Raw genomic sequence first — 24874 nt, 5'->3', positions numbered from 1 at the left:
CACGCGAAGACGCAAAGACGCGAAGACGCTAAGTAAATGTTTACGAAGTACAGGCTTACCAATAAACTAATAAACCAATAGACCAATAAACCCGCTACCCGTTCTCCTCCATCCACCAGTGCAGCACCGTGAGCAGCCACACGCGGAAGTAGGAAGAATTTTCGCCTTTGTAGAATCGGTCTTTGAGCGCCAGCGCTTCGCGGGCGTGCACCAGGCCGTGCTTGTCGATGACAGCCTTCGTGAGGTATTGCTCTACCAGCGGCCGCAGCTCGTTGAGCAGCGCTTTGTCGAGCGCGATGCCGAAGCCCCATTTGGGACGGTCGAAATATTTCGCCGGCACCAGGTCGTAGAGCACCTGTTTGAGCAGGTATTTGCGCTCGCCGTTCTTTTCCTTGAGGCTCTCGTGGAGGTTGAGCGAAAACTTCAGCACTTCAAGGTCGAGCAGGGGCACGCGCGTTTCGAGCGAATACTTCATCGAGGCGCGGTCCACCTTCACCAGCAGGTCGTCCTGCAGGTAATAGGCCATGTCCCAGAAGGATTGCTTCTCGCGTGCGCTCAGGGAGCGGACACTCTCGACGTCCTTGTTGAGGCCGTCGAAGGAATAGCCGTTGAAGGTGAGCAGGCGCTTCAGCTCGTTGCTGTGGAAATAGTCCTGCCCGTAGATATGGCTCTTGAGGATCGAATCGTTTTCATAGCCGAGCATGCGTCCGGCCTTGCGGTAGTAATCGGGCGCGAGGCGGCTGGCCGCGTAGAGCGGCTTGCGGAGGGCGCGCAGCAGGGGGTTCTGCAGGCGCTGGGCCCAGGTGTAGGTGCCGTAGCCGTAAAACTGCTCGTCGCCACCGTCGCCGCTGAGGGCCACGGTCACGTGCTGGCGCGCCAGCTTGCTCACGAGCATCGTGGGGAACGCCGACGTGTCGCCGAAGGGCTCGTCGTACACGCTCAGCAGGTCGGGCACCATGTCGAGAATATCCTTCTGGTGAATGGGCAGCTCGTAGTGCTCCGTGCCGAGGTATTTGGCGATGGCCGCGGCGTAGGGCGCCTCGTTCACCTTTCCGTCCACCACGGCAATGGAGAAGGTCTTGATCTTCGTGTCCGACACTTTCGTGGCGATGGCCGTCACGGTACTGCTGTCGATGCCGCCGCTCAGGAACGTTCCCGAGGGCACGTCGGAGATCAGCTGGCGCTGTACGGCGCCGAAGAGAATGTCTTTGAGTCCGCTCTTGGCCTGCGCCTCGTCGGAGATCGTTTCGGATTTGATGTGCTGGCTCACCTGCCAGAAGGGACGCGCCTCGGAAAGCTTCGGCGCGCCGTCTTTCAGCGACACTTCCAGGTAGTGTCCCGAAGGGAATTTATAGACGTCCTTGTAGATCGTCAGCGGCACCGGGATGTAGGCCAGGTGCAGGAAATACGGGATCGCCTCGCGGTTGACAGCGAGGTTGGGATACAGTTGCTTGATGGACTTCAGCTCCGAAGAAAAGCTGAAGGAAGTGCCGTCATAATAGTAATACAGGGGCTTGATGCCGACGGGATCGCGGGCGATGGTGAGCTGCTCGGTCTGCTTGTCGTAGATGCCCACGGCGAACATACCATTGAGCCAGGCAAAGCTCTCGGGGCCGTAGCGCACGAAAAGCTCCAGCACCACTTCAGAGTCGCCATGTGTTTTCCAGGCGTGGTCGGGCAGCTTCGCCCGGAGTTCCTGGAAGTTGTACACCTCGCCGTTGTAGATCATTACATAGCGCTCGTCGGCCGAATACATCGGCTGGTGCGCGCCTTCGGAAAGGTCGATGATGGAAAGGCGGCGGTGACCGAGGCCGATGCCGCAGTCGTCATAGAAATAGCCGCCCGCGTCGGGACCGCGGTGCACCATGGTATCGGTGGCCTCCTGCAGTTGCGGGCGCGTGCTGCCCTTCGTGAAAAATCCGGCAATGCCGCACATATCGATGGTATTAAGAGTTAATGGCTACAGGGCGCTTGTGCTTCTCCAGGAATTCGAGCACAGTCCGCACTTTGCTTTTCCAGGTCACCTTGTCTTCGGCCCAGGCGCGGATGTTGCGACCCGCGTTCGGGTCTTCGTACACCTTTTCGGTGAACCGTACAATGGCTTCAATGTCTACCGGGCTTTCGTCGGCCGGCACTTCCAGCACCGACGGCAGGTCCACGGGCATGTCTTCGTCGGGAATGGACACAACGATGGGCAGGCCGCGTGCGAAATACTCGCGGTTCTTCAGCGAGCTGGAGGTGCTCACCCCCACCCGGTGGAAGCCCATCGTGCAAATGGCCACGTGGCCCTGGTCGTAAAGGGTGTCGAGCTCCGACTCGATCTTGTTGCCGTGGAAGATCACGTAGTCCTGCAGCTGGTGCTGGGCTACGAGGCCGGTAAGGCGCTCGTACTCCGGCCCCATCCCGATCACGTGAAACACGATCTTCTTCGCGTCGGGGCGGCGCACGTAGGTGGCCATCCCTTCAATGATGCGGTCGTAGGCATGCCACTTCTTGAGGCTCGATACCGAGATCATCTGGATGCCTTCGTTCAGCGGCGGCTGCCCCTGCACCATGCGGATCTTATCAATGTCGATGCCGTTGCCGATGGGAATGTTCGGCAGGCCGTCCACCGACTCCTGTCCGAGGTAGGTGATGATGAAGTCGGCATTGCCGTGCAGCTTCTTTTCGAAGCGCTTGTTCATCAGGTAAAACTTCTTGCGGAACCCCTGCAGCTCGTTCTCGTAGGGATAGCCGCCGTATTCGAGAATGATCTGGCAGTCGGGGAGCTGCTTGCGCACGTAGGCCACGAAGTCGGCGATGAACGGCGTCAGCAGCGGCACGCGGAACCAGATGAAGTCGTAGCGCTTCTTTGCCACGTAGCGTGCGATCGCATTCCAGGCACTGACGTAAAACTGGTAGATGCGGCCGTAGCGACCCGTCGAGAACGAATACACCTTCTCGCTGCCGTTGAAAACGCCCTGCGAGTTGAACTCCAGTACATCTACAGGAATGTTGTTCTCTTCGAAGCCTTTCTGGATCCCGGCATTCTTCACCAGGATCCCGTCGGCCGCGTTGAGGTCTTTCAGGATCGGGAAGATGAGCAGGCCTTTCTTTTGACTCATATGCTGAGCAGGGAAATATTTTTTTCAATAATGTCGGCAGTCTCCTCGGCAGCATGGCCGTCGCCGTAAGCGTCTTCGAACTCGATGTGGTTCTTTTCGCCCAGCACCTTCGAGATGTCGGAGAGGTTGTCGAATACCAGGGTATTGGCGCCGCCTTTCATCGTTTCGATCCACTCGGTTTCCGAGCGGAGCGTGATGGCTTTCTTGTGCAGCATATAGGCCTCCTTCTGGATGCCGCCCGAGTCGGTGATCACGGCGTCGCTGTAGGTCTGGTACGACAGGCATTCGCGGTAGCCCACCGGCGGAATGAATTCCACGTTGGCGAACTGCGCCGGGTCCATGTTCCACTTCGTCATGTTGTTGGACGTGCGCGGGTGGATGGAGAAGATCACTTTCTTGCCGAGGCCGTTGAGCTCGGTGAGAATGGCGCGCAGGCGCCCGGGCTCGTCGGTATTGTAGGGGCGGTGCAGCGTTACGAAGTAGTAGTTGCCGTCGGCTTTGCGCTCGAGGTACGGCGTCGTCATCCGCACGGCATCGCACATCACGTCGCCGGTCTGGAATACGCCCTTGGTGATGCCTTCCTTCTTCAGGTTTTCCACCGCGTTGGCCGTAGGCGCAAACAGCAGCTGCGACAGGTGGTCGGTCATCACGCGGTTGATTTCCTCGGGCAGGTGGCGGTTGTAGCTGCGCAGGCCGGCTTCGATGTGGATGATGCCGATACCCAGCTTCGCCGCGGCGAGCGCCCCCGCGACCGTCGAATTGGTATCGCCATATAGCAACACCGCTCCCGGCTTCTCGTTGATCAGGATCTCTTCGATCTGCTGGAGCATTACGGCCGTCTGCGCACCGTGGCGCGTAGCCTTGCCCATGTCGAGCATGAAATCCGGGCGGTCGATCTTCATCTCGTCGAAGAAGACCTTGCTCATGTTTTCGTCGTAGTGCTGACCGGTATGGATGGAAAGGGACTGGAACTTTTTCTTCAGGGCCAGCGAAACGGGCGCGTGCTTGATGAACTGCGGACGCGCGCCGATGATGGAAATGATCTTCATGCTATGCAGTGGCTTATTTACGGATGATGAGTTTGGCAGCTTTGCTCAGGAAATTCTGGAGCTTCACTTCCTCTTTGAATTCGTCGTGGCGGCGGATCGGCCCGGTGAGGCATTGGTCGAATTCCGCTTCGCTGAACCCGAGCTTCTTTGAAACATATACATAATCTTCCTGCATCACTTTCAGGTCGTAAGGAGGACGCTGGAGCTCGGTGAGGGCTTCTTCGCGGGTTGCCTGGCCGCTGCAGATGAGCGTGCTGAGGTGCGCCTTGCGCTTGTCGATGGCGAAGCGCGTGGGAAGAATGTAGCCCTGGTAAAAACGCGTAAACACATTCTCAAAGTGCTTACCGCCATAGTCTACCCAGCCGATCTTTTCGATGAGCTCTTTCTTGCAGGCTTCCTTGTTGTAGTCGAAGTTGTTGAGGGGCGAAAAGCTTTTCAGGTTGTAGATGCGCTCGTAGTAGATCTGCTGCCAGAGACCGAGCTTCGGCAGGTCTTTCAGCTTGCGCTCGCCGAACTGGCGGTTGATGTCCTGCAGGTTTTTCAGGTCGAACTTGCGGTTGTAGTTCCAGGTGCGGGGCAGGATGGCCTCCGACTGGAAGTTGTAGCCTTTCAGCAGGTACTTGATGTTGAATTTCTTGGCCACCATGTTGAGGGCGGCAAAGATGAGGTGGTCGGCCGGCACGTCGAGGTCGAGCACGCCCGCCTTGAAGTAGGCGCGCTGCAGGTGCTTGAAGTCTTCCCAGTTCATTACGTAGGTATACAATTCCAGGCCTGCATGCTTGAGCGTTTGCTCAATGTTCTGCACGGCCAGCTCGAGGTTCCAGCCATAATCGAAGTGCACCACGAGTGGGTTGATGCCCCATTCCTTGGCCTTGTACACCATGTAGGTGCTGTCTACACCGCCGCTGAGACCGATGATGGAGTCGTATTTTCCTTTCTGGTTGGCTTTCAGCGTACGCACCATTTCCTCGATGCGCCGGTCGCCTTCCGCGCCTTTGAACACCACCTTGTCCACCTGGTTCATGTAGTTGTGGTAGTAGTTGCATACACCGTCTTCGTCGAAGGTGATATCCGGGTCCATGATGGTGTCCATCACGGTCTTGGTGCACTGCTGGTAAGGTCTGCCGCCATTTACGACAGGATTCTGCCTCAGGTTCTCTTCGTTATACGACCAATGGAACATAAGCTTATTGTGCGTTTAATGTTTCTTGTAATTGTTGGTAGGGTGGGTAGGAGATCAGTACGGCATTGTGGGGGCGCTGAAACACGAACATGCTGCCGGCGGCCACCGCCGACGCGCCTTTCGAAACAGCTTTGCGGAAATCGTCGACCGAGCCCGCGCCGCCACAGGCGATCACCGGGATGTTGACGGCTGCCACTACCTTTTCCAGCGTGTCGAGGTCGTAGCCCGCATAAGTACCGTCGCGCTCGATGCTGTTGAGCATGATCTCGCCGGCGCCGAGGCTTTCCACGAATTGGGCCATCTCCACCGGTGTGCGCTTCACGGCTTCGCTGCCGTTGAGCGTATACACGCCGCTTTTGCCAAGCCAGTTGCTTTTATAGTCGATACTTACGAGCACCGCCTGGTTGCCGTAGCGTTTGGCGATGTCGGTGATCAGCTGCGGGTTGGTAACCGTGGCATAGTTCAGCACGATCTTTTCCACGCCGTTGTAAAAAAGTTTTTCCGCTTGCTCCATCGTGGTCACGCCGCCGCCGTAAGCCACGGGCATGAAGGCCTCGCTCACGATGTCGGCTACGGCCTGGATGTCCGGGCCCTTCTTCGCCTTGCTGTTGGAGATGTTGAGAATGCAGATCTCGTCCACCTCCTTATCGTTGAAGATCTTCACCGCGTTGATGGGATCGCCTACGTATTGGTAGTTCTTAAACTTCACGGATTTCACCAACCCACCTTCGTGGATCAGCAGCACCGGTATGACACGGATTCTTCTCATTACAGACGGGAAAAGTTTTCCAAAAGCCTGAGGCCGAACTTGTGGCTTTTCTCAGGGTGAAATTGCACGCCCATGATGTTGTCGCGCTGGATGCCTGCGGCAAAGGGGTGACCGTAGCGCGCCATGCACAGCTTGTTGGCGTCGTCTTTCGGCTTCAGGTAAAAAGAGTGTACGAAATAAAAGCGCGGCTCGGCGTACATGCCTTCAAAAAGCGGGTGCGGCGTGAAGTCGATCTCCGACCAACCCATGTGCGGGATGGGAAGACGCTCGGCCAGCTGGTCCACCTCGAAGCGCACCGTATCGGCGTCGATCCAGCCGAGACCGGGCTCGGTGCCTTCTTCGGAACCGTTGGTGAGCAGCTGAGCGCCGAGGCAGATGCCCAGTACCGGGACTTTCTCCTCGAGGGCTTTGCGATTGAGCTCGTCGAAGGCCGGTGAAGCTTTCAGCTTGCGCATGCCGTAGTCGAAGTGACCCACACCGGGCAGGATGATCCGATCGGCCCGGCGCACTTCTCCGGGGTCGCCGGTGATGACGGCATCCGTCACGCCCGCCTTCTTCAGCATATTCTTTACCGACAACAGGTTGCCGATACCGTAATCAATGATCGCGATCATATCGTTTCGGGTTGACTCACCAGGCCGGGCACCACAACCGGGTCCTGCGGAGGAGGCGTGTGCGCTTCGTTGGTGGCAAACTTTAAAGATAAATAGAAATAGGGTAGGTATATGAGGCTGTAGGCCAGCGAAAAGCCGATCAGCGCATAGTACGTATTGTGGTAATAATAGTTGGCAATGTAGAACGGTGCCGCCGTCAGCGTCAGCATCGCGATGTGGATGTAAAAGTCCACGCGCTGCTTCTGGGCGATGAAAAAGGTAACAGTCATCGGGCTGACGATGAACTTGAGGCAGAAGAGCGGTGCCAGGACGCGGGCATATTCACCGGCCTGCGTCCACTTGGGGCCCAGCACGAAGGTGAAGATCTGCGGACCGAAGAAGAACAGCACCGCGAAAGGAATGATTCCCATGGCCGCCAGGGCGCCCGTGGTTTTCAGGAACAGCGGGCGACAGGTGCCTTTCAGGCGGTACTCGTCGGCTGCCTTCTGGCGGAACACTTCCGAGATCGAATTCGATACAAACACCAGCGGAATGCCGAGCACCCGGTTGGTCATGCTGAAGTTGCCCGCGGCGGCGGAGTTCTTCATGAGGCTGTTGAGCATGAACACCGGCAGCTGGTTGGTGAAGATGTTGATGAACTCCGAAGGCAGCGTATAGATCGGGAACGACCGGTACTGGCGCGCCATGGCGCGGATACGCGGAAGGTCGATATGAAAATCGAACGGGCGGAAGCGGAGGCCCCGGAAAAACAGCAGCACCGTACCCATCCCCTGCCCTACCAGCGAGCCCATGATGAGCCCGTGCGCCGTGCGGTCTACAAAGTAGCCCCACAGCAGCGTGGTGGCCAGCGTCAGCGACGACGTCACGATGCGGTTGATCGAAATGTAGTTGTAGGCCTTGTTGCGGTTGAGCCAGCTGAAGAGCGTTTCGTTGATCCCCAGCACGCCGGCATACACCGGCAGCAGTATGAGGTAATAACCAATGTCCTTCAGGTTGAGCAGCCCTTGCAGCGGTGCGTAAAACACGGCCGCCACGCCGGTGAGTATCACGGTAATGCACACCGAAAGCAGGAGGCAAAGCTTCACCACGTCGTGGGCCTTCTCGCTCGTGTCGGCAATCATGATGGCAATGGTGTACCGCAGCGTCATGGCCGATCCGAGCAGCATGGCCATACCGATGAACATCCCGTACAGCCCGAACTCGTCGGGCGTGTAAATGCGCGACAGCCAGGGTGTGGCCGCGATCAGCACGAACTGCGAGAAGATCGTTCCCAACATGATGATGAACGTGTTCTTCGAGAAGTCCGAGCTGCGGAATTTCTGCAGGATACTACCGAGCATCTGTTTCCTTGTAGATTCTTTCGATGATGTCTACGACTTTGAGGCCCTCGAGGGCATTGGTGGTGATGGTGGCGCGGTTCTGCAGCACGTCCACCACGTTGTCGATCACGTAGTGGTGGTTCTGCGCCGAGCCTTTATAAGCGCCGTAGTCGTTGCCGGGATTGGTCGGCTCGAGCTCCGGCATTTCGTAGTCCTTTACGTGGCAGTATTCCACCTTGTCCATGTACTGGCCGCCCACTTTTACCGTGCCGTGCTCAGCCACGATGGTCATGGAGCTCTCCAGGTTCTTGTCCCACACCGAGGTGGAGAAGTTGAGCACACCCTGGCCGCCGTTGACGAAGTCGAAGCTCACCGAGCCGCTGTCCTCGAATTCGGTCAGGTGCTGGTGGTTGTGGCAGGCCATGCGGCCGCGGATATGCTCGATGTCGCCAAAGAGCCAGTACATCAGGTCGATGAAGTGCGAGAACTGGGTGAACAGCGTGCCCCCGTCGAGGTCTTTCTTACCGTGCCAGGAGTCGGCCTTGTAATAACGGTCGTCGCGGTTCCAGTAACAGCTCAGCTGCACCATGTAGATCTTGCCGAGGCGCCCCGACTCCACCATGTCTTTGATCCAGACGGACGGCGGCGAGTAGCGGTTCTGCATCACGGCAAACACGTGGCGGTGCACGTTGAGCGCCTTGTAAATCACCTTCTCTGCATCGGTGCGGCGGAGGGCCATGGGCTTCTCCACCACTACGTGCTTTTTGTGCTCGAGCGACTTGAGGGCATGCTCGGCGTGGTAGCCGTTGGGCGTGGCGATGTTGATTACATCCACCTCGATACCCGCGTCGAAGAAAGCTTCGAGCGACGTAAATACCGGTACGTTGTACTTGTCGATGCCGAGCGCGGTGGGTTCCTTGATGTCGATGAGGGCTACGAGCTCGCTTTCGTCGTTACGGTCGATCATCTCGGCATGGCGCTTCCCGATGTGGCCGCAGCCGATGACGGCAAAGCGGATCTTTTTGTCTGACATGGATTCGTTTATGGGTCTATTGGGAGACGCGCATCGCGCGTCTTTACATCTTGTTTCCTACGTTGGTATAGACGCACCATGTGCGTCTCACTGTTGGCGTCTTTCCTGCCTTCAGGACAGCTTCCGCACCTTGCCTTCCTTCAGCTCGTAGCCTTCGCCGCTCTCGTCGCATTTGGCGCTGCCGTTGGCGTCGAACTTCAGCTTGTGGCCGAACTCGCTCATCCAGCCGGTCTGGCGGGCGGGGTTGCCCACCACGAGGGCGTAAGCAGGCACGGGCTTCGTTACTACGGCGCCGGCACCGATGAAGGCGAACTCGCCGATCTCGTTGCCGCACACGATCGTAGCGTTGGCGCCGATGGAGGCACCGCGGCGCACCAGCGTTTGCTTGTATTCGCTCTTGCGGCTAACGGCGCTGCGCGGGTTGATCACGTTGGTGAACACCATCGAGGGGCCGAGAAACACGTCGTCTTCGCAGATGACGCCTTCGTAAATGGAAACATTGTTCTGCACGCGCACGTTGCGGCCCAGGGTTACCTTGGGGCTCACCACCACGTTCTGGCCGATGTTGCAGCCTTCGCCGATGACGCAGTTGGGCATCACGTGGCTGAAGTGCCAGATCTTGGTGCCGGCACCGATAACGCAGCCTTCGTCAACGATGGCCGAGGGGTGTGCGTAGTACTGTTGGTCACTCATTGATTCATTTTTAATACGTGGTGGAGATAGGCGCCGTAGCCGCTCTTGATGAGGGCGTCGGCCTGCTGCTTCAGTTCGTCGGCCGTGATGTAGCCCATGATGTAGGCGATCTCCTCGATGCAGCCGATCTTATGGCCCTGGCGCTTTTCGATCACGCGCACGAACTCGGAAGCGTCGTTGAGCGAGTCGAAGGTGCCCGTGTCGAGCCAGGCGGTGCCGCGCTGCAGCACCGATACCTTCAGTTGGCCGCGGCGGAGGTATTCCTTGTTCACATCGGTGATCTCGTATTCGCCGCGGGGCGAGGGCTGCAGGTCGCGGGCGATCTGTACCACCTCGTTGTCGTAGAAATACAGGCCGGGAACGGCGTAGTTGCTTTTGGGCTGTGCGGGCTTTTCCTCGATCGACAGCACGTTCTGGGCCTCATCGAAGTCCACCACCCCATAGCGCTCGGGGTCGCTCACGGCGTAGGCAAACACGTAGGCGCCCTCCACGTCGTTGAGCTCCTGCAGCTGTCGGCCGAGGCCGGCGCCGAAGAAGATGTTGTCGCCCAGCACCAGCGCCACTTTGTCGTCGCCGATAAAGTCGGCACCGATCACAAAGGCCTGCGCGAGGCCGTTGGGCACTTCCTGCACGGCATACTCAAAGCGGCAGCCCACCTGCGATCCGTCGCCGAGCAACCGCTTGAACTGGCTGTGGTCTTCGGGCGTGGTGATGATCAGGATCTCGCGGATGCCGGCCATCATCAGGATCGACAGCGGGTAATACACCATCGGCTTGTCGTAGATGGGCATCAGCTGCTTCGAGATGGCCTTGGTAATGGGGTAAAGCCGGGTGCCACTGCCCCCGGCGAGAATAATTCCTTTCATGAAGAAGGAGTTGATTAATTAACTGGTTTATTAGGTCTATTGCTGCGCTGGCCGCGTTGTTCCTCCGGTACCGTCATTGCGAGCGAAACGAAGGGAAGCGAAGCAATCTTACCCTCGTTGGCTCCGGGGCCTCATGAGGCGGCAGACCCGGCGCGATGAGATTGCTTCGCTATGCTCGCAATGACGCCCAGGTAGGCTTACCGGCCGGCGTACATGCCCTCGTAGTAGCTTTTATAGGCGCCGCTGGTGACGCTTTTCAGCCACTCCTCGTTGGAGAGGTACCAGTCGATGGTCAGCGCAAGGCCCTGCTCGAAGGTCACGCTCGGCGACCAGCCCAGCTCCTTGTTGATCTTGGAGGCGTCGATGGCGTAGCGCAGGTCGTGGCCGGGGCGGTCTTTCACGAAGGTGATGAGCTGCGCGCTCGTGCCGGCGGGGCGGCCCAGCTTTTCGTCCATCTGCTGGCAGAGCAGCTTCACCAGGTCGATGTTCTGCCACTCGTTGAAGCCGCCGATGTTATAGGTGTCGCCGGTCTTGCCTTTGTGAAAAACGAGGTCGATGGCGCGCGCATGGTCTTTTACAAAGAGCCAGTCGCGGGTATACTTGCCGTCGCCGTACACCGGCAGCGGCTTGTTGTGAATGATGTTGTGAATGCACAGCGGGATGAGCTTCTCGGGGAAGTGGTTCGGCCCGTAGTTGTTCGAGCAGTTGGTGATCACCACCGGCAGCCCGTAGGTGTCGTGGTAAGCACGCACAAAGTGATCCGAAGAGGCTTTCGAAGCCGAGTACGGCGAATGCGGGTCGTAGGGCGTCGTCTCCGTAAAGAGGCCCTCGGCGCCGAGCGCGCCGTACACTTCGTCGGTCGAAACGTGGTAGAAGCGCTTGCCGTCCATGGCCCCTTTCCAGGCCTCGCGGGCGGCGTTGAGCAGGTTCACCGTACCGATGACGTTGGTCATCACGAAGTCGAGCGGCGACTCGATGGAGCGGTCCACGTGCGACTCGGCGGCGAGGTGAATGACACCGTCGGGGCGGTACTGGGCAAACAGCTCCGCGATGCGGGCGGCATCCACGATATCGGCCTTTTCAAACACGTAGTTGGGCGCGTCCTGGATGTCGGCGAGGTTCTCGAGGTTGCCCGCATAGGTGAGGGCGTCGAGGTTCACGATGCGGTAGTCGGGATACTTCGTTACAAAGAGGCGAACGACGTGCGAGCCGATAAAACCGGCACCGCCCGTGATGAAGAGGGTCTTGTTCATACCGAGTAAGAGTAGTTGTGGTGTTGACGATACCAGGCAAAGGCGGTCTTGAGGCCTTCGCGTACCGAAACCGCCGGGTCGTAGCCCAGCAGGGTGCGCGCCTTCGTAATGTCGGCGAGGCTGTGGCGCACATCGCCGGAGCGCTCGGGGCCGTAGATCGGCGCCAGGTCGGAGCCGGCGATGCCTTTGATGGTTTCGAACAGCTCGTTGAGCGTCGTGCGCTCGCCGAAGGCGATGTTGTATACCTGGTTGAGCGCCTCCGCGTTCTCTGTAAAAAGCGCGCAGATGTTGGCGTGCACGGCGTTGTTCACGTAGGTGAAGTCGCGGCTCGTTTCGCCGTCGCCGTTGATCTTCGGCGGCTCGTTGTCGAGCACGGCCTTCATGAACAGCGGGATCACGGCGGCGTAGGCGCCGTTGGGATCCTGGCGCGGGCCGAAGACGTTGAAATAACGAAGCCCCACGAACGCGGTGCCGTAAACATCGGCATACACGCGGGCGTAAAGCTCGTTGACGTACTTGGTCACAGCGTAGGGCGACAGCGGGCGGCCAATCTGGTCTTCCACCTTGGGCAGGCCGGGATGGTCGCCGTAGGTAGAGGAAGAGGCCGCGTACACGACGCGGTCCACGCCGCTTTCCTTGGCGGCCGTGAAGATATTAAGAGTGCCGGTGATGTTCACGGCGTTGGTGGTCAGCGGGTCGGCCATCGACCGCGGCACCGAGCCCAGGGCCGCCTGGTGCGAGATGCGTTGCACATCCTTGCAGGCGGCGAGGCAGGTTTCGTAGTCGCGGATGTCGCCCTGCAGGAACTCGAAGCGGGTGTCGCTTTCGAACTCCTTCAGGTTGTGGGCGTAGCCGGTGCTCAGGTTGTCGAGCACGCGTACCCCCGTTACCTGCGGGTGCCGCAGCAGTTCTTCTACAAGGTTGGAGCCGATGAACCCGGCTCCGCCAGTTACCAATATGCGCATAAGCTTATCCTGCCTTTTCTTTCTTAGCCTTTTTCTTGCGGCTCGGGGAAGGGAGCGCCCATCCGAACCAGCGACGGATGAAGGAAGTGCCCTCCACATCGTCATCGTAGTAGCCATAGCCGTAGCCATAGCCATAACCGTAAGAACCACCGTAGCCGTAGCCATAGCCGTATCGGCCGTAGCCGTAGTAGCCATAGCCCGCGCGGAGCTTCACGTCGTTGAGGATGATATTCATCTTCGGCAGCTTGCCGCTCTTGTAAAAGTCGTTCACCATTTCCAGCTGCTTCTTGTGGGTAACACCCTGGCGCACGATGTAGAGGGTCATGTCCACATAGCGGGCGGCCAGCGTCATCGCGTCGCCTACCATGCCCACGGGGGCGGTGTCCATCACCAGGAAGTCGTAATGCGTGGTCAGGTAGCTGAACAGCTCGTCGAGCTTGGTGTCGAGCAGCAGCTCGGCGGGGTTCGGCGGGATGGGTCCGCAAGGCAGCACCCAGAGGTTCTCGATGCCGTCTACCGGCACCAGCAGGTCTTCGATAGAAGCCTTGCCGAGCATGAAGTTGGTCAGACCCGGCTTCTTGGTGATGCCGAGGCCGGAGAGGATTTTCGGTTTGCGTACGTCGAACTCAAGGATCACGGTGCGCTTGCCGGCGAGGGCCATCACGGCGCCCATATTGGTCGATACAAAGGATTTACCCTCACCCGAGAACGAGGAGGTGATCAGCAGCACGGGGGCCTTGCCGCTCTTGGGCCCCTCCGTGAGCACATATTGCAGGTTGGAGCGTACGATGCGGAACTGCTCGGCAATGAAAGAGCGGCTGCGCGCCTTCACCACGAGGGTTTCCTCGGCGCCGGCATGGCCGATCTCGCCGAGCACGGTGGCGGAGGTCTGGCGCTCGATGTCGTTGCGCGAGGTGATCTTGTCGTCCATGATCTCCAGCACCAGCACAAACAGCAGCGGGATCATGAGGCCGATGAGCAGCGCGATGCCGCGCACCTTGCCCGAGGTAGGACGAACGGGCGCCTTGCTCACTTCCGCCTGCTCCAGCACCCGGGTATTGGAGATGGTGGCGGCCAGCGAGATGGCGGTTTCTTCTTTCTTTTCGTTGAGGAATTTAAAGAGGTCGGCTTTCGTCTGGAGGGCCTGCTTCAGCTCTTCGAGTCCCTGCTGCTTGGCGGGCAGGGCGCTCATTTCCCCTTTGATAGCGCCGCTCGTAGCGCGCAGCTGGGCGATCTGGGCCCCGAAGGCGCGGCGCACGTTGACGATGCCCTGCAGGATGCCGCGGCGGCCGGAGGCGATCTGCTCCTGCACCTGTTGCACCAGCGGGTGGGCAACGGGCACGTTGTCTTCCGAGATCAGTTTTTTCCGCTCGGCCTGCAGGCTGTTGAAGGCCTTGATCTGCTCTTGCAGCGTGGCGTCCTGGATATCCAGCGAGAAGGGCACCTGCTCGTAGATCTTGCCGGCGTTGCGAAGGTCCTGGTCCACGATGTCGAGGATCGACACCTGGCTCTGGATGCCGCGGATAGCGTCGTCGGTAGCCGAAGAACGGGTGATGTAGTTGCTCGACTGGGCTTCGGCGTCGGTGATGCCGTTGGCGCGCTGGTAGTTGTTCACCAGGCGGCTGATGCTGTCTACCTCGCGGCCTACAATGGCCAGGCGGCCGTTGAGGAAGTCGAGGGTCTTTTGGGTCTTGGCGTTCTTGTCTTCCACCGTAGCGAGGCGGTACTGGTCCATGATCTCGTTCACCACATCGGCGGCCATCTTGGCGTTGTCGGCCTCCATGGTGAGGATGATGATGCCGGCCGAGCCCGCCTTGTTGATCGGGGTGAGGCCGCCGAGCAGCGCGGCCACGGTGCGGCGCACCGAGGCGTAGCGGACGCTGTACTGGCTGTTGGCGCTCAGCACACCCGTTGGTACGATGCGAAACTCGCCGTCGGCCGTGGTGAAGTTGTCACCCACCGTGTAGGTCTTCTTCTTGTCGGTACCGAGGTGAAACGAACCGGCGTTGATGAAGTTCAACACGAGGTCGAAGGAGCGGGTGGAATCGGTAAGGCGCAGCACCTGGAGGCGGAAGGGCGCGTCCTTGTAAATGTTGAGCTGCTTGATCTTACCCTTGGCGTAGTACTGTACATTGAGCCCGAGGGTGTCCACCACGCGGGTCATCAGCGACTTCGAACGCAGGTATTCGAGCTCATTGTTGATATTCTTGGAACGGTCGTCCACGAAGATCTGGGAAAACTTGTCGTTGGGGTTGGCGTTCGATTTGTCCTCCGTCAGCACCAGCGCCCCGCGCGACTGGAAGGTCGGCGACGTATAGCGGAGGTAGAAGAAGGCGATGATCAGTGAAAGGACCAACGACAGGATGAACAGCGGTAAAAACCGGAGGTACTTGAAGAGAAACTCTTTCGGGTTGAATCCGGTCTGGTCGCTGCGGGTGGCCTGGATGTTCGAAGACATTGAGGTTGATTAAGGTGTTTAGCGGGATAAGATGTTATAGAGCAGCGCCAAACTCGTCACGATCGCGAGGGCAAAGGTGATCTGCTGGGTTCTGCGTTGCTGCTCGCCTAGGCGAAGCTTGTAATCGGTTTGGTCTACCAGCACCACGTCGTTTTGCTGGAGCTGGTAATAGGGATCCTCGAACACCTTTTTAGTGGTGAGGTCGAGCACCGCCGTTTCGCGGCGGCCGTTGTTCTCCCGGAGCACCCGCACCCGTTGAATGGTGCCGAACTCCGTGATCCCACCGGCCATGCCCACGGCTTCCAGGATGTTCAGCCGCTCCGTGGGGATCGTCTGTACGCCCGGCCGGGCCACTTCGCCCAGTACCGTGATCCGGAAATTCAGGAACCGGATGGTTACCGAAGGCTGGGTCAATACGTCCTTCAATTTCGCCTTTATCGTCTTTTCCAGTTCTGTCTTTGTCAGTCCTTCCACGTGCAGGGGGCCGATGCGCGGCATCTCGATGTTGCCGTACACGTCTACCAGGTAGCCCGGCTCCTGCTGTAAACCGCTTCCCTGGCTGGTAGCCGTCAGGTTGTACAGCTGGTCCGTCTGCGGGTTGAGGCTCGCACTCGATACTTTGATCGAGAGCAGGTCGTTCTTCTGGATCACCGGGTCGGCCAGCAGCACCTCCCGCTTGAAAGACGTATCCTTGATGTCCTCCAGGTAGTTGTGCAACACCCGCTGCGGCTTGCAGCTGGCGGCCAGCACTGCGACCACAAATATATAGTAAAAAAAGCGCATATCTGTTTACGTTTTAATGGGTTCGAGGGAAATTAGCTTTGTTTTATCGATGTTGGCCAGCAGCAGGTAGCCGAGGCTTTCGATCAGTACTTTGACGGTCTTGCTGTTCACCTGTACCACGCGCCCTTCGGCGTTCACCAGCGGCCCCGACAGCACCGCCACCTTTTCATCGGGCTTCCAGTCCACCTTCACGAGCTCCACGTTCTGGTGTTCGTCGAGGAATTTCCGCACGGCCTGGATCTCTTTTTCCTTGATCACCGCCGGCTTGCCGTCCCAATACACGAAGTTGATCACGCCATCCGTCATCCGCACCTCGGTGCGCATCTCGTCGGCCGCCCGCACAAACACGTACGATTTGAACAGCGGCTCCTCGATGAGTTTCACCCGGTCGCTCCACTTGCGGTGCACCTTGTTGAGCGGGCAATAGCTCTCGATACCCTTCTGTACCAGAAGGTTATGGACCTTTTTTTCCCACCGGGGCCTCGTATATATAGCGTACCATTTTTGACTCATGACAGGGGCTTAGGCATAGCTTCGCCACCTCAGTCCCAGGCATTTTTTCAAAATGCCGGGTTGGTTGAGGAGGGTTTCGCGCTGCAAATATAATCGGCATGTGGGACTGACAAGCTATTAAAAAGAACAGATTATGAATTAGTTATTGATTCAGAACTCCAAAAACCGCCCACCTGATGCATACGCTACTGATAATGAGCGACTAAGGGAACTTTCTTAGCCTCCGGAGCGTGTTCCGGAAGGTTCCGGAAGGTTTGGGCGGGAAGGGTTTGTTGTTTGGAATTTGATGTTCCGGCATCCATTGCCGATTCCCGCCGCGCCGTCGCACGGCTCACGGCTCACGGTTCACGCCTCACGCCTCACGATTTTTCCCGAACTTACCGCCATGAAGTCTCCCCGCTTTTATGCCCTCGACGTGTTCCGGGGCGCCACCGTTGCCCTGATGATCCTGGTGAACAATCCCGGCAACTGGGGGCACATCTACGGGCCGCTGGAGCATGCCGAATGGAACGGTATCACCCCCACCGACCTCGTCTTCCCCTTTTTCCTTTTTGCCGTGGGCAATGCCATGGCCTTCGTGATGCCCCGCTTTGCCGCCGCCGGCGACGGCGCCTTCTGGCGCAAGGTCCTCAAACGCAGCTTCCTCATCTTCGCCATCGGCCTCTTTCTCAACTGGTGGCCCTTCGTGCGCTGGCAGGACAACCAGCTCCTCGCCACCGGCTGGACCTGGTGGGGCCCCGCCGCGCCGGGCATTGCCGGCATCAAGAACGGCGCGCAGCAGCTCTTCGGGATCCGCATCCTGGGGGTGCTCCAGCGGATTGCCATCTGCTACCTGGCGGCCTCCGTGCTCGTTTACTACCTGAAACCCCGCGGCGCCATGCTGGCCGGCATGATCATCCTGCTGCTCTACTGGGGGCTTTGCTTCGCCCTCGGCGATTACACGATGCCCGGCTTCTTCGGCAACCGCATCGACACCGCCGTGCTCCAGGTGCCCCATATGTACAACCGCGAAACCTGGGAAGGCCTGCCCCAGATCTTCGACCCCGAAGGCCTCGGCAGCACGGCGCCGGCCATCGCCCAGGTGATCTTCGGCTACCTCGTGGGCCATTATATCATCAATAACACGAAGGCGCCCAGCACCGACAGCCCCGCCGATACCACGGCCCGGCTTTACCGCACGCTCACCGGCCTGTTTGTAACGGCCGTGGGTTTGCTGGTAGCCGGCTACATCTGGGACCTCGCCTTCCCCGCCAATAAGCGCATCTGGACTTCCTCGTACGTGGTGGCCACCACCGGGATGGCCATCCTGGTGCTGTGCACGCTGCTCTACGCCATCGAGCTCCGCGGCGTGCGCGGCGGCTGGACGCGCTTCTTCGACGTGTTTGGCAAGAACGCCCTCTTCGTCTTCGCCCTGAGCGCCTTCCTGCCCCGCGGCCTGCGCCTGCTGCGTATCCCCAACGGTGTCAACGACAAGGGGGAGCCGGCCTATACCAACCCCTGGAACTTTCTCTACGACAAGGTCTACAAGTTCATTCCCGGCGACCCGCGCATCGGCTCCCTCCTCTTCGCCCTCACCGTCATTCTCTTTATGTGGGCGATCTGTTACTGGATGGATAAGAAGCGCATCTACGTCAAAGTTTGATGAAACCGGTCAATCAATTAACCGGTTAATGGATTAACCGGTTCACAGCACATTATCTTCGCCGCATGACCACCACCCTCCAAAACGAGCAAGAAGCTGCCGTAGCCATACTGTTTTCCTGCCTCTTCAGCCAGCAGGCCCAGCCGGGCGAGGCGCAGATCGAGCAGTTGTCGCGGATGCTGGTGCTCTGTGCGCGCTTCCGCGGCCACAACCTGAGCGATATGTCGGCCAAGGCGCTGACTCTGTTCACCCAGGATGGCGCCAAGACCCTCATCGAGCGGGCGGCCCCGCTGGTAGACCCGGAGTTTCGCGAAACCCTCTTCTGCATGATCTGCGAACTGATGACCCAGGACGGACAACTACCCGAGTCGAGCTCCGAGCTCCTCGGCCTCTGCGCCCTCTCGCTGGGCATTTCCGTGGAACTGATGCGCGGAATTCTGACGACGTACCTCCTGCGCAACCGGTTTAATGTGACGATTATCGAATGACCCCGATGCCTATGGCCTCGGGGCGTTTCGTTTCCCGCTCCGTTCCGGAGCATGCAGGTTATGGGTGAGGTCGGTGAGGTTTTACACGCCGCTTTTGTCCGTTTACCTGTCGGAAAAATCCCTTTACGGGCTGATTGCGACAATTGACACAGTGAAATAATGCATTTACCTACTGATTCTGTCACCTTACATGTCGGAAAAAGCCCCTGACGGGCTGATTGCGACATCTTACCTGCTGCTATGACCGATTTACACGGCGCTCTTGTCAGGTTACAGCGTGATTCTGCGCTTTTAAAGATTGTTCTATCAGCCATCTCCACCTAAAACCTGTTTTCAGAAAAAAAGGAAGACCCAACAGGGGCACCCTTCCCTTCGCGAAGGGCCGGGGATGGGCCGGTGCCGCCGGCCAAAGCGGCCTAAGGCGCGGAGGCCGGGGATGGGGATGGGTCATACGATATCCATATCCCCGAAAAACAGCCGGAAATCCGTTTCCGCCAGGGCTTCCGTATCGGCGGCGTCTGTTCCTTTGACGAGGAAGTTGAAGCGGTTACGGATCCGCTTGTAGGGACCGCGGGGTGGGGCGAAGCCGGCATCGTACATCAGTAAAAAAGGCGCCCCGGCGCGGGTGGCGGCAACCGGCGCGGCGCGCAACACTTCGGCAAAGGTCGCTTCGTCGGGCGCCACGGCGTCCATCAGCAGGAAGAACGGCAGTCCCTTTTTCTTTTCCTTTTTTAAGACGAGCGCACCCAGCACCCGCCCGCCTTTCGACACCTCCACGAAGCGGATAACGCCGGGGGCATAGGCCGCGTAGCGCCAGCCGTACCAGGCGGCGTCTTTCAGCAATGCATTTTCGGGCCGGTGCAGCGTCGACAGCGGGAGCGCTTCCGGCCCTGCCAACGTGCGGAAACGGTAGCTGGAAAGCAGTGCCAGCGGGTGGAACGGGTGCAGCAGCACATCGGGGCAGCGACCACGGCGGTAGCCGAATTTCTGCAGAAAAATGGGCGTGCTCAGCTCGTTGGTGAATGTCAGGAAGGTGTCGGCGCCGGCAGCCCGGTTGGCCGCCTCGGTGCGGAAGTAGAGCTTGCCGAAGAGGCCTTTACCGCGCACGGCATCGGATGTGAGCACGTTCTGCGGCATCGCCACGAGGCGCTCGCGGCCGTTGATGCGAAAGCGGAAGTTGTTGCTGGTGGCCATACCCTCGGGACGGCCGTCGAGCCAAACGGTCTCGATCGAAAAGGAGTGGCTCGGGTTGTTGAAATACCAGTGTTGCAGGAAGGCAGGCTCGAGGCGCTCGTTGCCGCCGTTGGCCCGCACAAGTGCATAGAGGAGGCCCGCGTCTTCAACGCGGGCGGGGCGAAAGCTGAGTTTATCGGGGGCTTTGTCCATGAAGGGCCTGGATTTCTTCGGCCATCTCGTGCATCGTGCAGCTGCTGAAGCCGTAGCGGCCCTGGAGGTCGCGGTAATGCTGCAGGATGGCCTCCAGGAACGCGAAGTTTTCGTCCTGGTTGACGCCAAAGTTATGGGGGTGCCACCAGAGGTGATACACGAGTCCCTTGCGGGCAGCCTCCGTCATGGCCGCCTTGATGCGGCGCAGGCGCAACCCCTCAAAGGGACGCAGCGCGGGGAGGTAGGGCCGCAGGAACCCGCTCGACGGCACGAATACCGGCTCCTTCGGCGACACGGCGCGGGGGCTCCAGTTGTGGTTGCCCGACAAGGGCAGGTAGGCGTCCAGCAGGCGCAGCGAGCGCCGGAACAGGGTTTCCTGCTTGCGGTTGCGCGGCTCGTAGAGCCAGGATTTCTCGTTGCTTCGCACGCAGGTGATGCCGTGGCGGAGGCAGACTTCGAGGTATTCGTTGTTGAACTGGTTGCGCGGGAAGACAAGGCTCCGGAAACGAATGCCGCGGTCGGCGGCCACGCGGATGGCCATCTCGAGGTCGGCTTCAAAGTCGGCCACGGTCTGCCCCGGCTCCAGGCAATAGTAGTGGGAATAGGTATGCGTGGCGAGCTCGTGCTGCGGCTGGCGGCGGATCAGCTCGATCAGGTGCGGGGCGAAGTGGTAGCGATCGGAGCGGTAGTCGGGGCCAACCTCGGCGAAATAACCGTCGTAGGGGGTGAAGTCGGGATCATCGTAGTGGGGCACGCGCTCCGGGATGTGGGCCAGCAGCTGCTCCTTGGTTTCGAAAAACAGGAACCCGACCACGGCGAAGGTGGCCCGGATGCCGTAGGCGCCGAACAGGTCGAGCGTCCGGGGAATTACCGTTTGTTCCCCGCGGATATTGGCCCCGTATTTTTCGAGCGACAGGGTATCGCGCACCCCCCAGTAAAGTTCAAAATCCAGCGAGACCACGAATTTCCCTTGCGGCATACCACGAATAAGATTGGTTTGGCGTTTCTGACCGGCGCTAAAATAGGCCATTCACCCCCGCTGTGCTGAACTTTCGGGGGTTCCGTGCAAAAACCCCGCGAATACCCTTATTCATCCGTCAAAAATGACAACCGGTCCGCTGACGAGCTACCTTTCACAATCTCTTGGCAAGGTCGGTGCAGCAAAGGAGGATATTTGTAACTCAATTTTCACATGAAGTTTCTGCGCCTGCTGACCTGCTTCCTGCTGCTCGCCACCGGCGCTGCGGCGCAAACGACCTGCACTGCCCCGGGTCAGAACCCGTCCACCGCCTTCCCGGTATGCGGCACAAGCACCTTCGCGCAAACCACCGTGCCCCAATGCGGCAACCGCCCCGTGGGCCTGCAGCATTGCAGCGGCGCCACCCTCACCGACATCAACCCGTTCTGGTATAAGTTCACCTGCTACCAGAGCGGTACCCTTGCCTTCGTGATCACCCCCGACAACATCAGCGACGACTACGACTGGGCGCTGTACGACGTCACGGGCCGCAACCCGGCCGAGGTGTACACCGACGCTTCGCTCACCATCGCCGACAACTGGAGCGCCGATGGCGGCACCACGGGCTGCTCGCCCGCCGGCAGCCAGCAATTTGTCTGCGACGGTCCCGGCCGCCCCCGCTTCAGCCGCATGCCCGACCTGGAGCAGGGCCACAATTACCTGCTGCTGGTAAGCCACTTCACCCGCACTACCGACGGCTACGCCCTCTCCTTCGGCGGCGGCACCGCCGTCATCACCGACACCACGCCGCCCCGCCTCAAAGCCATCGAAGCCTCCTGCGGTGGCGACATCCTGCGCGTAAAGCTGAATAAGAAGATGAAATGCACGTCGCTGACGGCCACCGGCAGCGAATTCTTCCTCACGCCCGCCGTGGCCACCGTGGTCAGCGCCAGCGGCTTTGGCTGCGACACCGGCTTCGACACCGACTCCCTCGAGCTGCGCCTGTCTACCTTTCTCAACCCGGGCAATTATACCCTCGGCATCCGCGCCGGGTCGGACGGCAACACGCTGCTCGACGTCTGCGACCGCAACATTCCCGACACCAATAAGCTCCCCTTTATCCTGCTGCCCCGCGCCCCGACACCGATGGACAGCATGGCACCCATTTCCTGCGCCCCTACTGAGTTACACCTCGTATTTCGCCGCCCCATGCTGTGCAACACCGTCGCCGCCGACGGCAGCGACTTCCAGCTTTCGGGCACCTACCCCGCCACCATCACCGGCGCCCGCGGCGCCTGCAGCAACGGCAGCACCGTAAGCAAGGAGATCATTGTTACCCTCGCGCAGCCGCTTTATACCGAAGGAAGCTTCCGCCTCACCCTCCGCCAGGGCTCCGACGGCAATACCGTTTTCGACGAATGCGGCGAGCAAACACCCGCGGGCCAGTTCGTGGATTTCAGCGTCAAAGACACCGTCAACGCTAACTTCACGTATACCATCGACTACGGCTGCCAGAAAGATTCCGTGCATTTCAGCCACCCCGGCGGCCACCGCGTGGACAGCTGGGCCTGGACCCTCGGTGAGGGCCAAACGGCCACGACGCAGGCGCCGACCGCTTATTACAGCGTCTTCGACCAGCCGAAAGACGTGCGGCTCGTCGTCAGTAACGGCTTTTGCAGCGACACTTCCACCGCGCAGGTGCTGCTGATCAACTACCTCAAGGCCGGCTTCAACGTGCTGGAAGACCAGTGCCCCAACGAACCGGTGTTGCTCACCAACACCTCGGTGGGCCGGCAGTTGCGCTACCAGTGGGATTTCGGCAATGGCGACCGCTCCACCGATGTGACGCCGAGCCCGTTTTACACGGCTCCGATGCGGGAGAAGGCCTTCACCATTACACTCAACGTCACCGACTCGTTCAACTGCACCTCGGTGGCCCGCAAGCGCATCGTCGTGTACCCCAGCTGCTACATCGACGTACCGAACGCCTTTACGCCCAACAACGACGGCCGCAACGACCGTTTCCACGTGCTCAACGCCGTGAAGGCCGTTGACTTCCAGCTCCTGGTCTACAACCGCTGGGGCCGCGTGGTGTTCGAGTCGCGCAACTGGAAGGAAGGCTGGGACGGTAAGATCAACGGCATTGAGCAGGGAACGGGCGTCTTTGTATGGTACGCGCGGTACACCGATCGCGACACGGGTGCGCCGGTGCTCCGGAAAGGAACCGTGGTCCTGATCCGGTAAAAAAATCTTAAAAAAAACTAAAAAAAAATTCGGGGGTGGAGCTCCGGGAACGTTTGCGTAATGCTTCGCGAACAGCTTCCGTACCATTGCCTGCCGCTACGGAGGGACGCACCGGAACGCCGGTTACTGCCACAAAACAAGAATCTCAGGGGTGTTTTTCCGGGAATGAAAATCCCGCCAGGATGCAGGCGGGACGCGGGTTTGATTAGTTGAGCAATATGGCGGTGACGCTACCGGAAGGGCTTAAAAGAAAAAAGGCCTGCCCTAAAAAGAGCCGGCCGTTGCTAACCTATGAAAAACACCAATTCCAAATATAGGAGAAATTGTGCATCGGCGCAACGGTATGTTAAAATCTTTTTCCCGGCCGGTCATAATTGGGGCGATTCTGTAGGCGCTCTTCCCGGATCCGCTTCACCTGGTCTACGAAGTCGTGTTCGTAAACGAAGATGTCGTTGCTGCGTTTTTCGCCCATGATGGGTCGGAACTGGTCGCGGTATCGGAGGCGCAGGTCTACGATCTTCTGTTGCAATATGAGGCGGTCGCCGCGGTATTGCTGGTTCACCTGGCGCAGCTCGTTGAAGTAATTGATAAAAACGGGGGTAAAGCGCTCGGCCTCGCTATCCGACAGGTGCAGGCGGGTTTGCAGGTACTCCTGCATCCGCTGGCGCATCCGGCCGCCGGGGCCACCGTCCTGGGCGGTTGCGCTGAAGGCGAGGCCCAGGGTCATCATCATTATATAAAGAATGCGCTTCATGGTTCTATCTGGTTTTCCGGGTAACACAAAATCGGGCACACAACCGGTGCAAAACTACTTTCTTTCCTAATTGATATCCGCCAGCGGGTCGTCCTCACCCGGTACTCCTTCCAGGAAGGCGTCGAGCTCCGAAACGCTCACGTCGTGGAGCATCTGGCGCACGTCGCTGTGCGGGCTGCTGCTTTGGGCCACATCGGTAGCCGAGGCCGGGTCGGCCGTCTGCAGGAACTCGTCCAGGGCGCCGTCGGGCACCGTGCGGAGACCGGCCTGCACCACGGCTTCAGGGTTGGCAGCGGGCGTACGGCTTTCATAAAGCCAGCCGCCCACGGCGATGGCGCCGGCCAGCACCGCGGCGGCAGCCATCCGCACCCAGCGGGGACGCATCCCCACAACCCGGGCGGGCTGCGAAGTTGCCGGAACCGCTTCGCCCTGGCGCAGGCGCGTCAGCAACAGCCCCGGCAGGCCTTCGAAATAGCCGGCGGGCGTGCTGAAGGGCATCTTACGGTCGAGGCTGTCGAGGAGCGAAGGAACGGCGGGTGCTGCGAAGTAGCCTTCGGGCACGGCAAAGGGCATCGACTTCGGCAGCCCTGCCAGCAGCGGCGCGAGCTCCTGCAGCTCGGCGGCCGCTTCTTCGCGGTGGATACGCGCCAGAACCGTCGCTGCGAACGCGGCAAAATAGCCCTCCGGCACCGCGTAAGGCGGCACGTGGAGGCCGGCGGGGAGTTGAAGCCCGCCTTCCTGCAGTTCCAGAGCTATGTTTTTGCGTGGTTCCATTCAGCTTTCTGTGACCCGGCAAAGGC

Annotated in this window: 22 protein-coding genes; 3 read left to right on the top strand and 19 right to left on the bottom strand. The window is 59.5% G+C overall.

Translation table 11 applies throughout. The features are described from left to right. Positions 1–94 precede the first annotated feature (94 nt). From asnB to E0486_RS07120, 15 genes are all read right to left on the bottom strand, one after another. A complete protein-coding gene (asnB, locus tag E0486_RS07190) occupies positions 95–1936 on the bottom strand; it encodes an asparagine synthase (glutamine-hydrolyzing) (RefSeq protein ID WP_131851475.1) in 1842 nt (613 codons plus the stop codon). Between the two features lie 10 nt (positions 1937–1946). Further along, complete coding sequence (locus tag E0486_RS07185) at positions 1947–3104, bottom strand: glycosyltransferase (protein WP_131851474.1); 1158 nt, start codon at positions 3102–3104, stop codon at positions 1947–1949. Further along, on the bottom strand, positions 3101–4153 hold the full coding sequence (gene wecB, locus E0486_RS07180; protein ID WP_131851473.1) for a non-hydrolyzing UDP-N-acetylglucosamine 2-epimerase: 1053 nt from the start codon (positions 4151–4153) through the stop codon (positions 3101–3103). Before wecB ends, E0486_RS07185 begins: the two co-directional genes overlap by 4 nt. Before the next feature lie 13 nt (positions 4154–4166). Beyond that, the gene (locus tag E0486_RS07175) at positions 4167–5336 is read right to left on the bottom strand and encodes an N-acetyl sugar amidotransferase (RefSeq protein ID WP_131851472.1); all 1170 of its coding nucleotides are present in this window, start codon (positions 5334–5336) and stop codon (positions 4167–4169) included. A 4-nt stretch (positions 5337–5340) separates the two neighbouring features. After that, the gene (locus E0486_RS07170; RefSeq protein ID WP_131851471.1) at positions 5341–6105 is read right to left on the bottom strand and encodes an AglZ/HisF2 family acetamidino modification protein; all 765 of its coding nucleotides are present in this window, start codon (positions 6103–6105) and stop codon (positions 5341–5343) included. Continuing rightward, positions 6105–6719: an imidazole glycerol phosphate synthase subunit HisH gene (gene hisH, locus E0486_RS07165; protein ID WP_131851470.1), complete on the bottom strand. Its 615-nt coding sequence runs from the start codon at positions 6717–6719 to the stop codon at positions 6105–6107. The genes E0486_RS07170 and hisH overlap by 1 nt, the downstream gene beginning before the upstream one ends. Further along, positions 6716–8059, bottom strand: a complete 1344-nt coding sequence (locus E0486_RS07160; RefSeq protein WP_131851469.1) for a lipopolysaccharide biosynthesis protein — start codon at positions 8057–8059, stop codon at positions 6716–6718. The genes hisH and E0486_RS07160 overlap by 4 nt, the downstream gene beginning before the upstream one ends. Continuing rightward, the gene (locus E0486_RS07155; protein WP_131851468.1) at positions 8049–9071 is read right to left on the bottom strand and encodes a Gfo/Idh/MocA family protein; all 1023 of its coding nucleotides are present in this window, start codon (positions 9069–9071) and stop codon (positions 8049–8051) included. Before E0486_RS07155 ends, E0486_RS07160 begins: the two co-directional genes overlap by 11 nt. A 111-nt stretch (positions 9072–9182) precedes the next feature. Next, entirely contained in the window at positions 9183–9764 is a 582-nt protein-coding gene (locus E0486_RS07150; protein WP_131851467.1) for an acyltransferase, read from the bottom strand. After that, the gene (gene rfbA / locus E0486_RS07145) at positions 9761–10630 is read right to left on the bottom strand and encodes a glucose-1-phosphate thymidylyltransferase RfbA (protein ID WP_131851466.1); all 870 of its coding nucleotides are present in this window, start codon (positions 10628–10630) and stop codon (positions 9761–9763) included. Before rfbA ends, E0486_RS07150 begins: the two co-directional genes overlap by 4 nt. 197 nt (positions 10631–10827) lie before the next feature. Continuing rightward, positions 10828–11883 carry a dTDP-glucose 4,6-dehydratase gene (rfbB, locus tag E0486_RS07140; RefSeq protein ID WP_131851465.1) on the bottom strand — a complete coding sequence of 352 codons (1056 nt, stop codon included), beginning with the start codon at positions 11881–11883 and terminating at the stop codon, positions 10828–10830. Next, positions 11880–12848, bottom strand: coding sequence for an SDR family oxidoreductase (locus E0486_RS07135; protein WP_131851464.1), 969 nt, complete (start codon positions 12846–12848; stop codon positions 11880–11882). Before E0486_RS07135 ends, rfbB begins: the two co-directional genes overlap by 4 nt. Positions 12849–12852: 4 nt before the next feature. Beyond that, positions 12853–15306 carry a GumC family protein gene (locus E0486_RS07130; RefSeq protein WP_131851463.1) on the bottom strand — a complete coding sequence of 818 codons (2454 nt, stop codon included), beginning with the start codon at positions 15304–15306 and terminating at the stop codon, positions 12853–12855. Positions 15307–15324: 18 nt separating this feature from the next. Further along, on the bottom strand, positions 15325–16089 hold the full coding sequence (locus E0486_RS07125) for a polysaccharide biosynthesis/export family protein (RefSeq protein WP_131851462.1): 765 nt from the start codon (positions 16087–16089) through the stop codon (positions 15325–15327). Positions 16090–16095: 6 nt separating this feature from the next. Beyond that, complete coding sequence (locus E0486_RS07120; protein WP_131851461.1) at positions 16096–16602, bottom strand: UpxY family transcription antiterminator; 507 nt, start codon at positions 16600–16602, stop codon at positions 16096–16098. Positions 16603–16987: 385 nt separating this feature from the next. Here E0486_RS07120 and E0486_RS07115 point away from each other — a divergent pair, with 385 nt between their 5' ends. Next, positions 16988–18244, top strand: a complete 1257-nt coding sequence (locus E0486_RS07115; RefSeq protein ID WP_131851460.1) for an acyltransferase family protein — start codon at positions 16988–16990, stop codon at positions 18242–18244. 65 nt (positions 18245–18309) lie between these two features. Beyond that, a complete protein-coding gene (locus E0486_RS07110; protein ID WP_131851459.1) occupies positions 18310–18732 on the top strand; it encodes a tellurite resistance TerB family protein in 423 nt (140 codons plus the stop codon). A gap of 447 nt (positions 18733–19179) precedes the next feature. Here the strand turns inward: E0486_RS07110 and E0486_RS07105 are convergent, their stop codons facing one another. After that, positions 19180–20118, bottom strand: a complete 939-nt coding sequence (locus E0486_RS07105) for a GNAT family N-acetyltransferase (protein WP_131851458.1) — start codon at positions 20116–20118, stop codon at positions 19180–19182. Next, on the bottom strand, positions 20099–21097 hold the full coding sequence (locus tag E0486_RS07100; RefSeq protein WP_131851457.1) for a polysaccharide deacetylase family protein: 999 nt from the start codon (positions 21095–21097) through the stop codon (positions 20099–20101). Before E0486_RS07100 ends, E0486_RS07105 begins: the two co-directional genes overlap by 20 nt. Positions 21098–21310: 213 nt before the next feature. Between E0486_RS07100 and E0486_RS07095 the strand changes: the two genes are divergently transcribed. Next, on the top strand, positions 21311–23320 hold the full coding sequence (locus tag E0486_RS07095; RefSeq protein ID WP_131851456.1) for a T9SS type B sorting domain-containing protein: 2010 nt from the start codon (positions 21311–21313) through the stop codon (positions 23318–23320). A 346-nt stretch (positions 23321–23666) separates the two neighbouring features. Here the strand turns inward: E0486_RS07095 and E0486_RS07090 are convergent, their stop codons facing one another. Together E0486_RS07090 and E0486_RS07085 are read right to left on the bottom strand one after the other, a co-directional pair. Next, the gene (locus tag E0486_RS07090; protein WP_131851455.1) at positions 23667–24074 is read right to left on the bottom strand and encodes a hypothetical protein; all 408 of its coding nucleotides are present in this window, start codon (positions 24072–24074) and stop codon (positions 23667–23669) included. Between the two features lie 66 nt (positions 24075–24140). Then, positions 24141–24848, bottom strand: coding sequence for a hypothetical protein (locus E0486_RS07085; RefSeq protein ID WP_131851454.1), 708 nt, complete (start codon positions 24846–24848; stop codon positions 24141–24143). Between the last annotated feature and the right edge of the window lie 26 nt (positions 24849–24874).

This window comes from Flaviaesturariibacter aridisoli, assembly GCF_004343705.1.
In the GTDB taxonomy this organism is placed as follows: domain Bacteria; phylum Bacteroidota; class Bacteroidia; order Chitinophagales; family Chitinophagaceae; genus Flavisolibacter; species Flavisolibacter aridisoli.
Note: the sequence above shows the minus strand (reverse complement) of the source record. Positions and strands in the feature narration are given on the sequence as shown.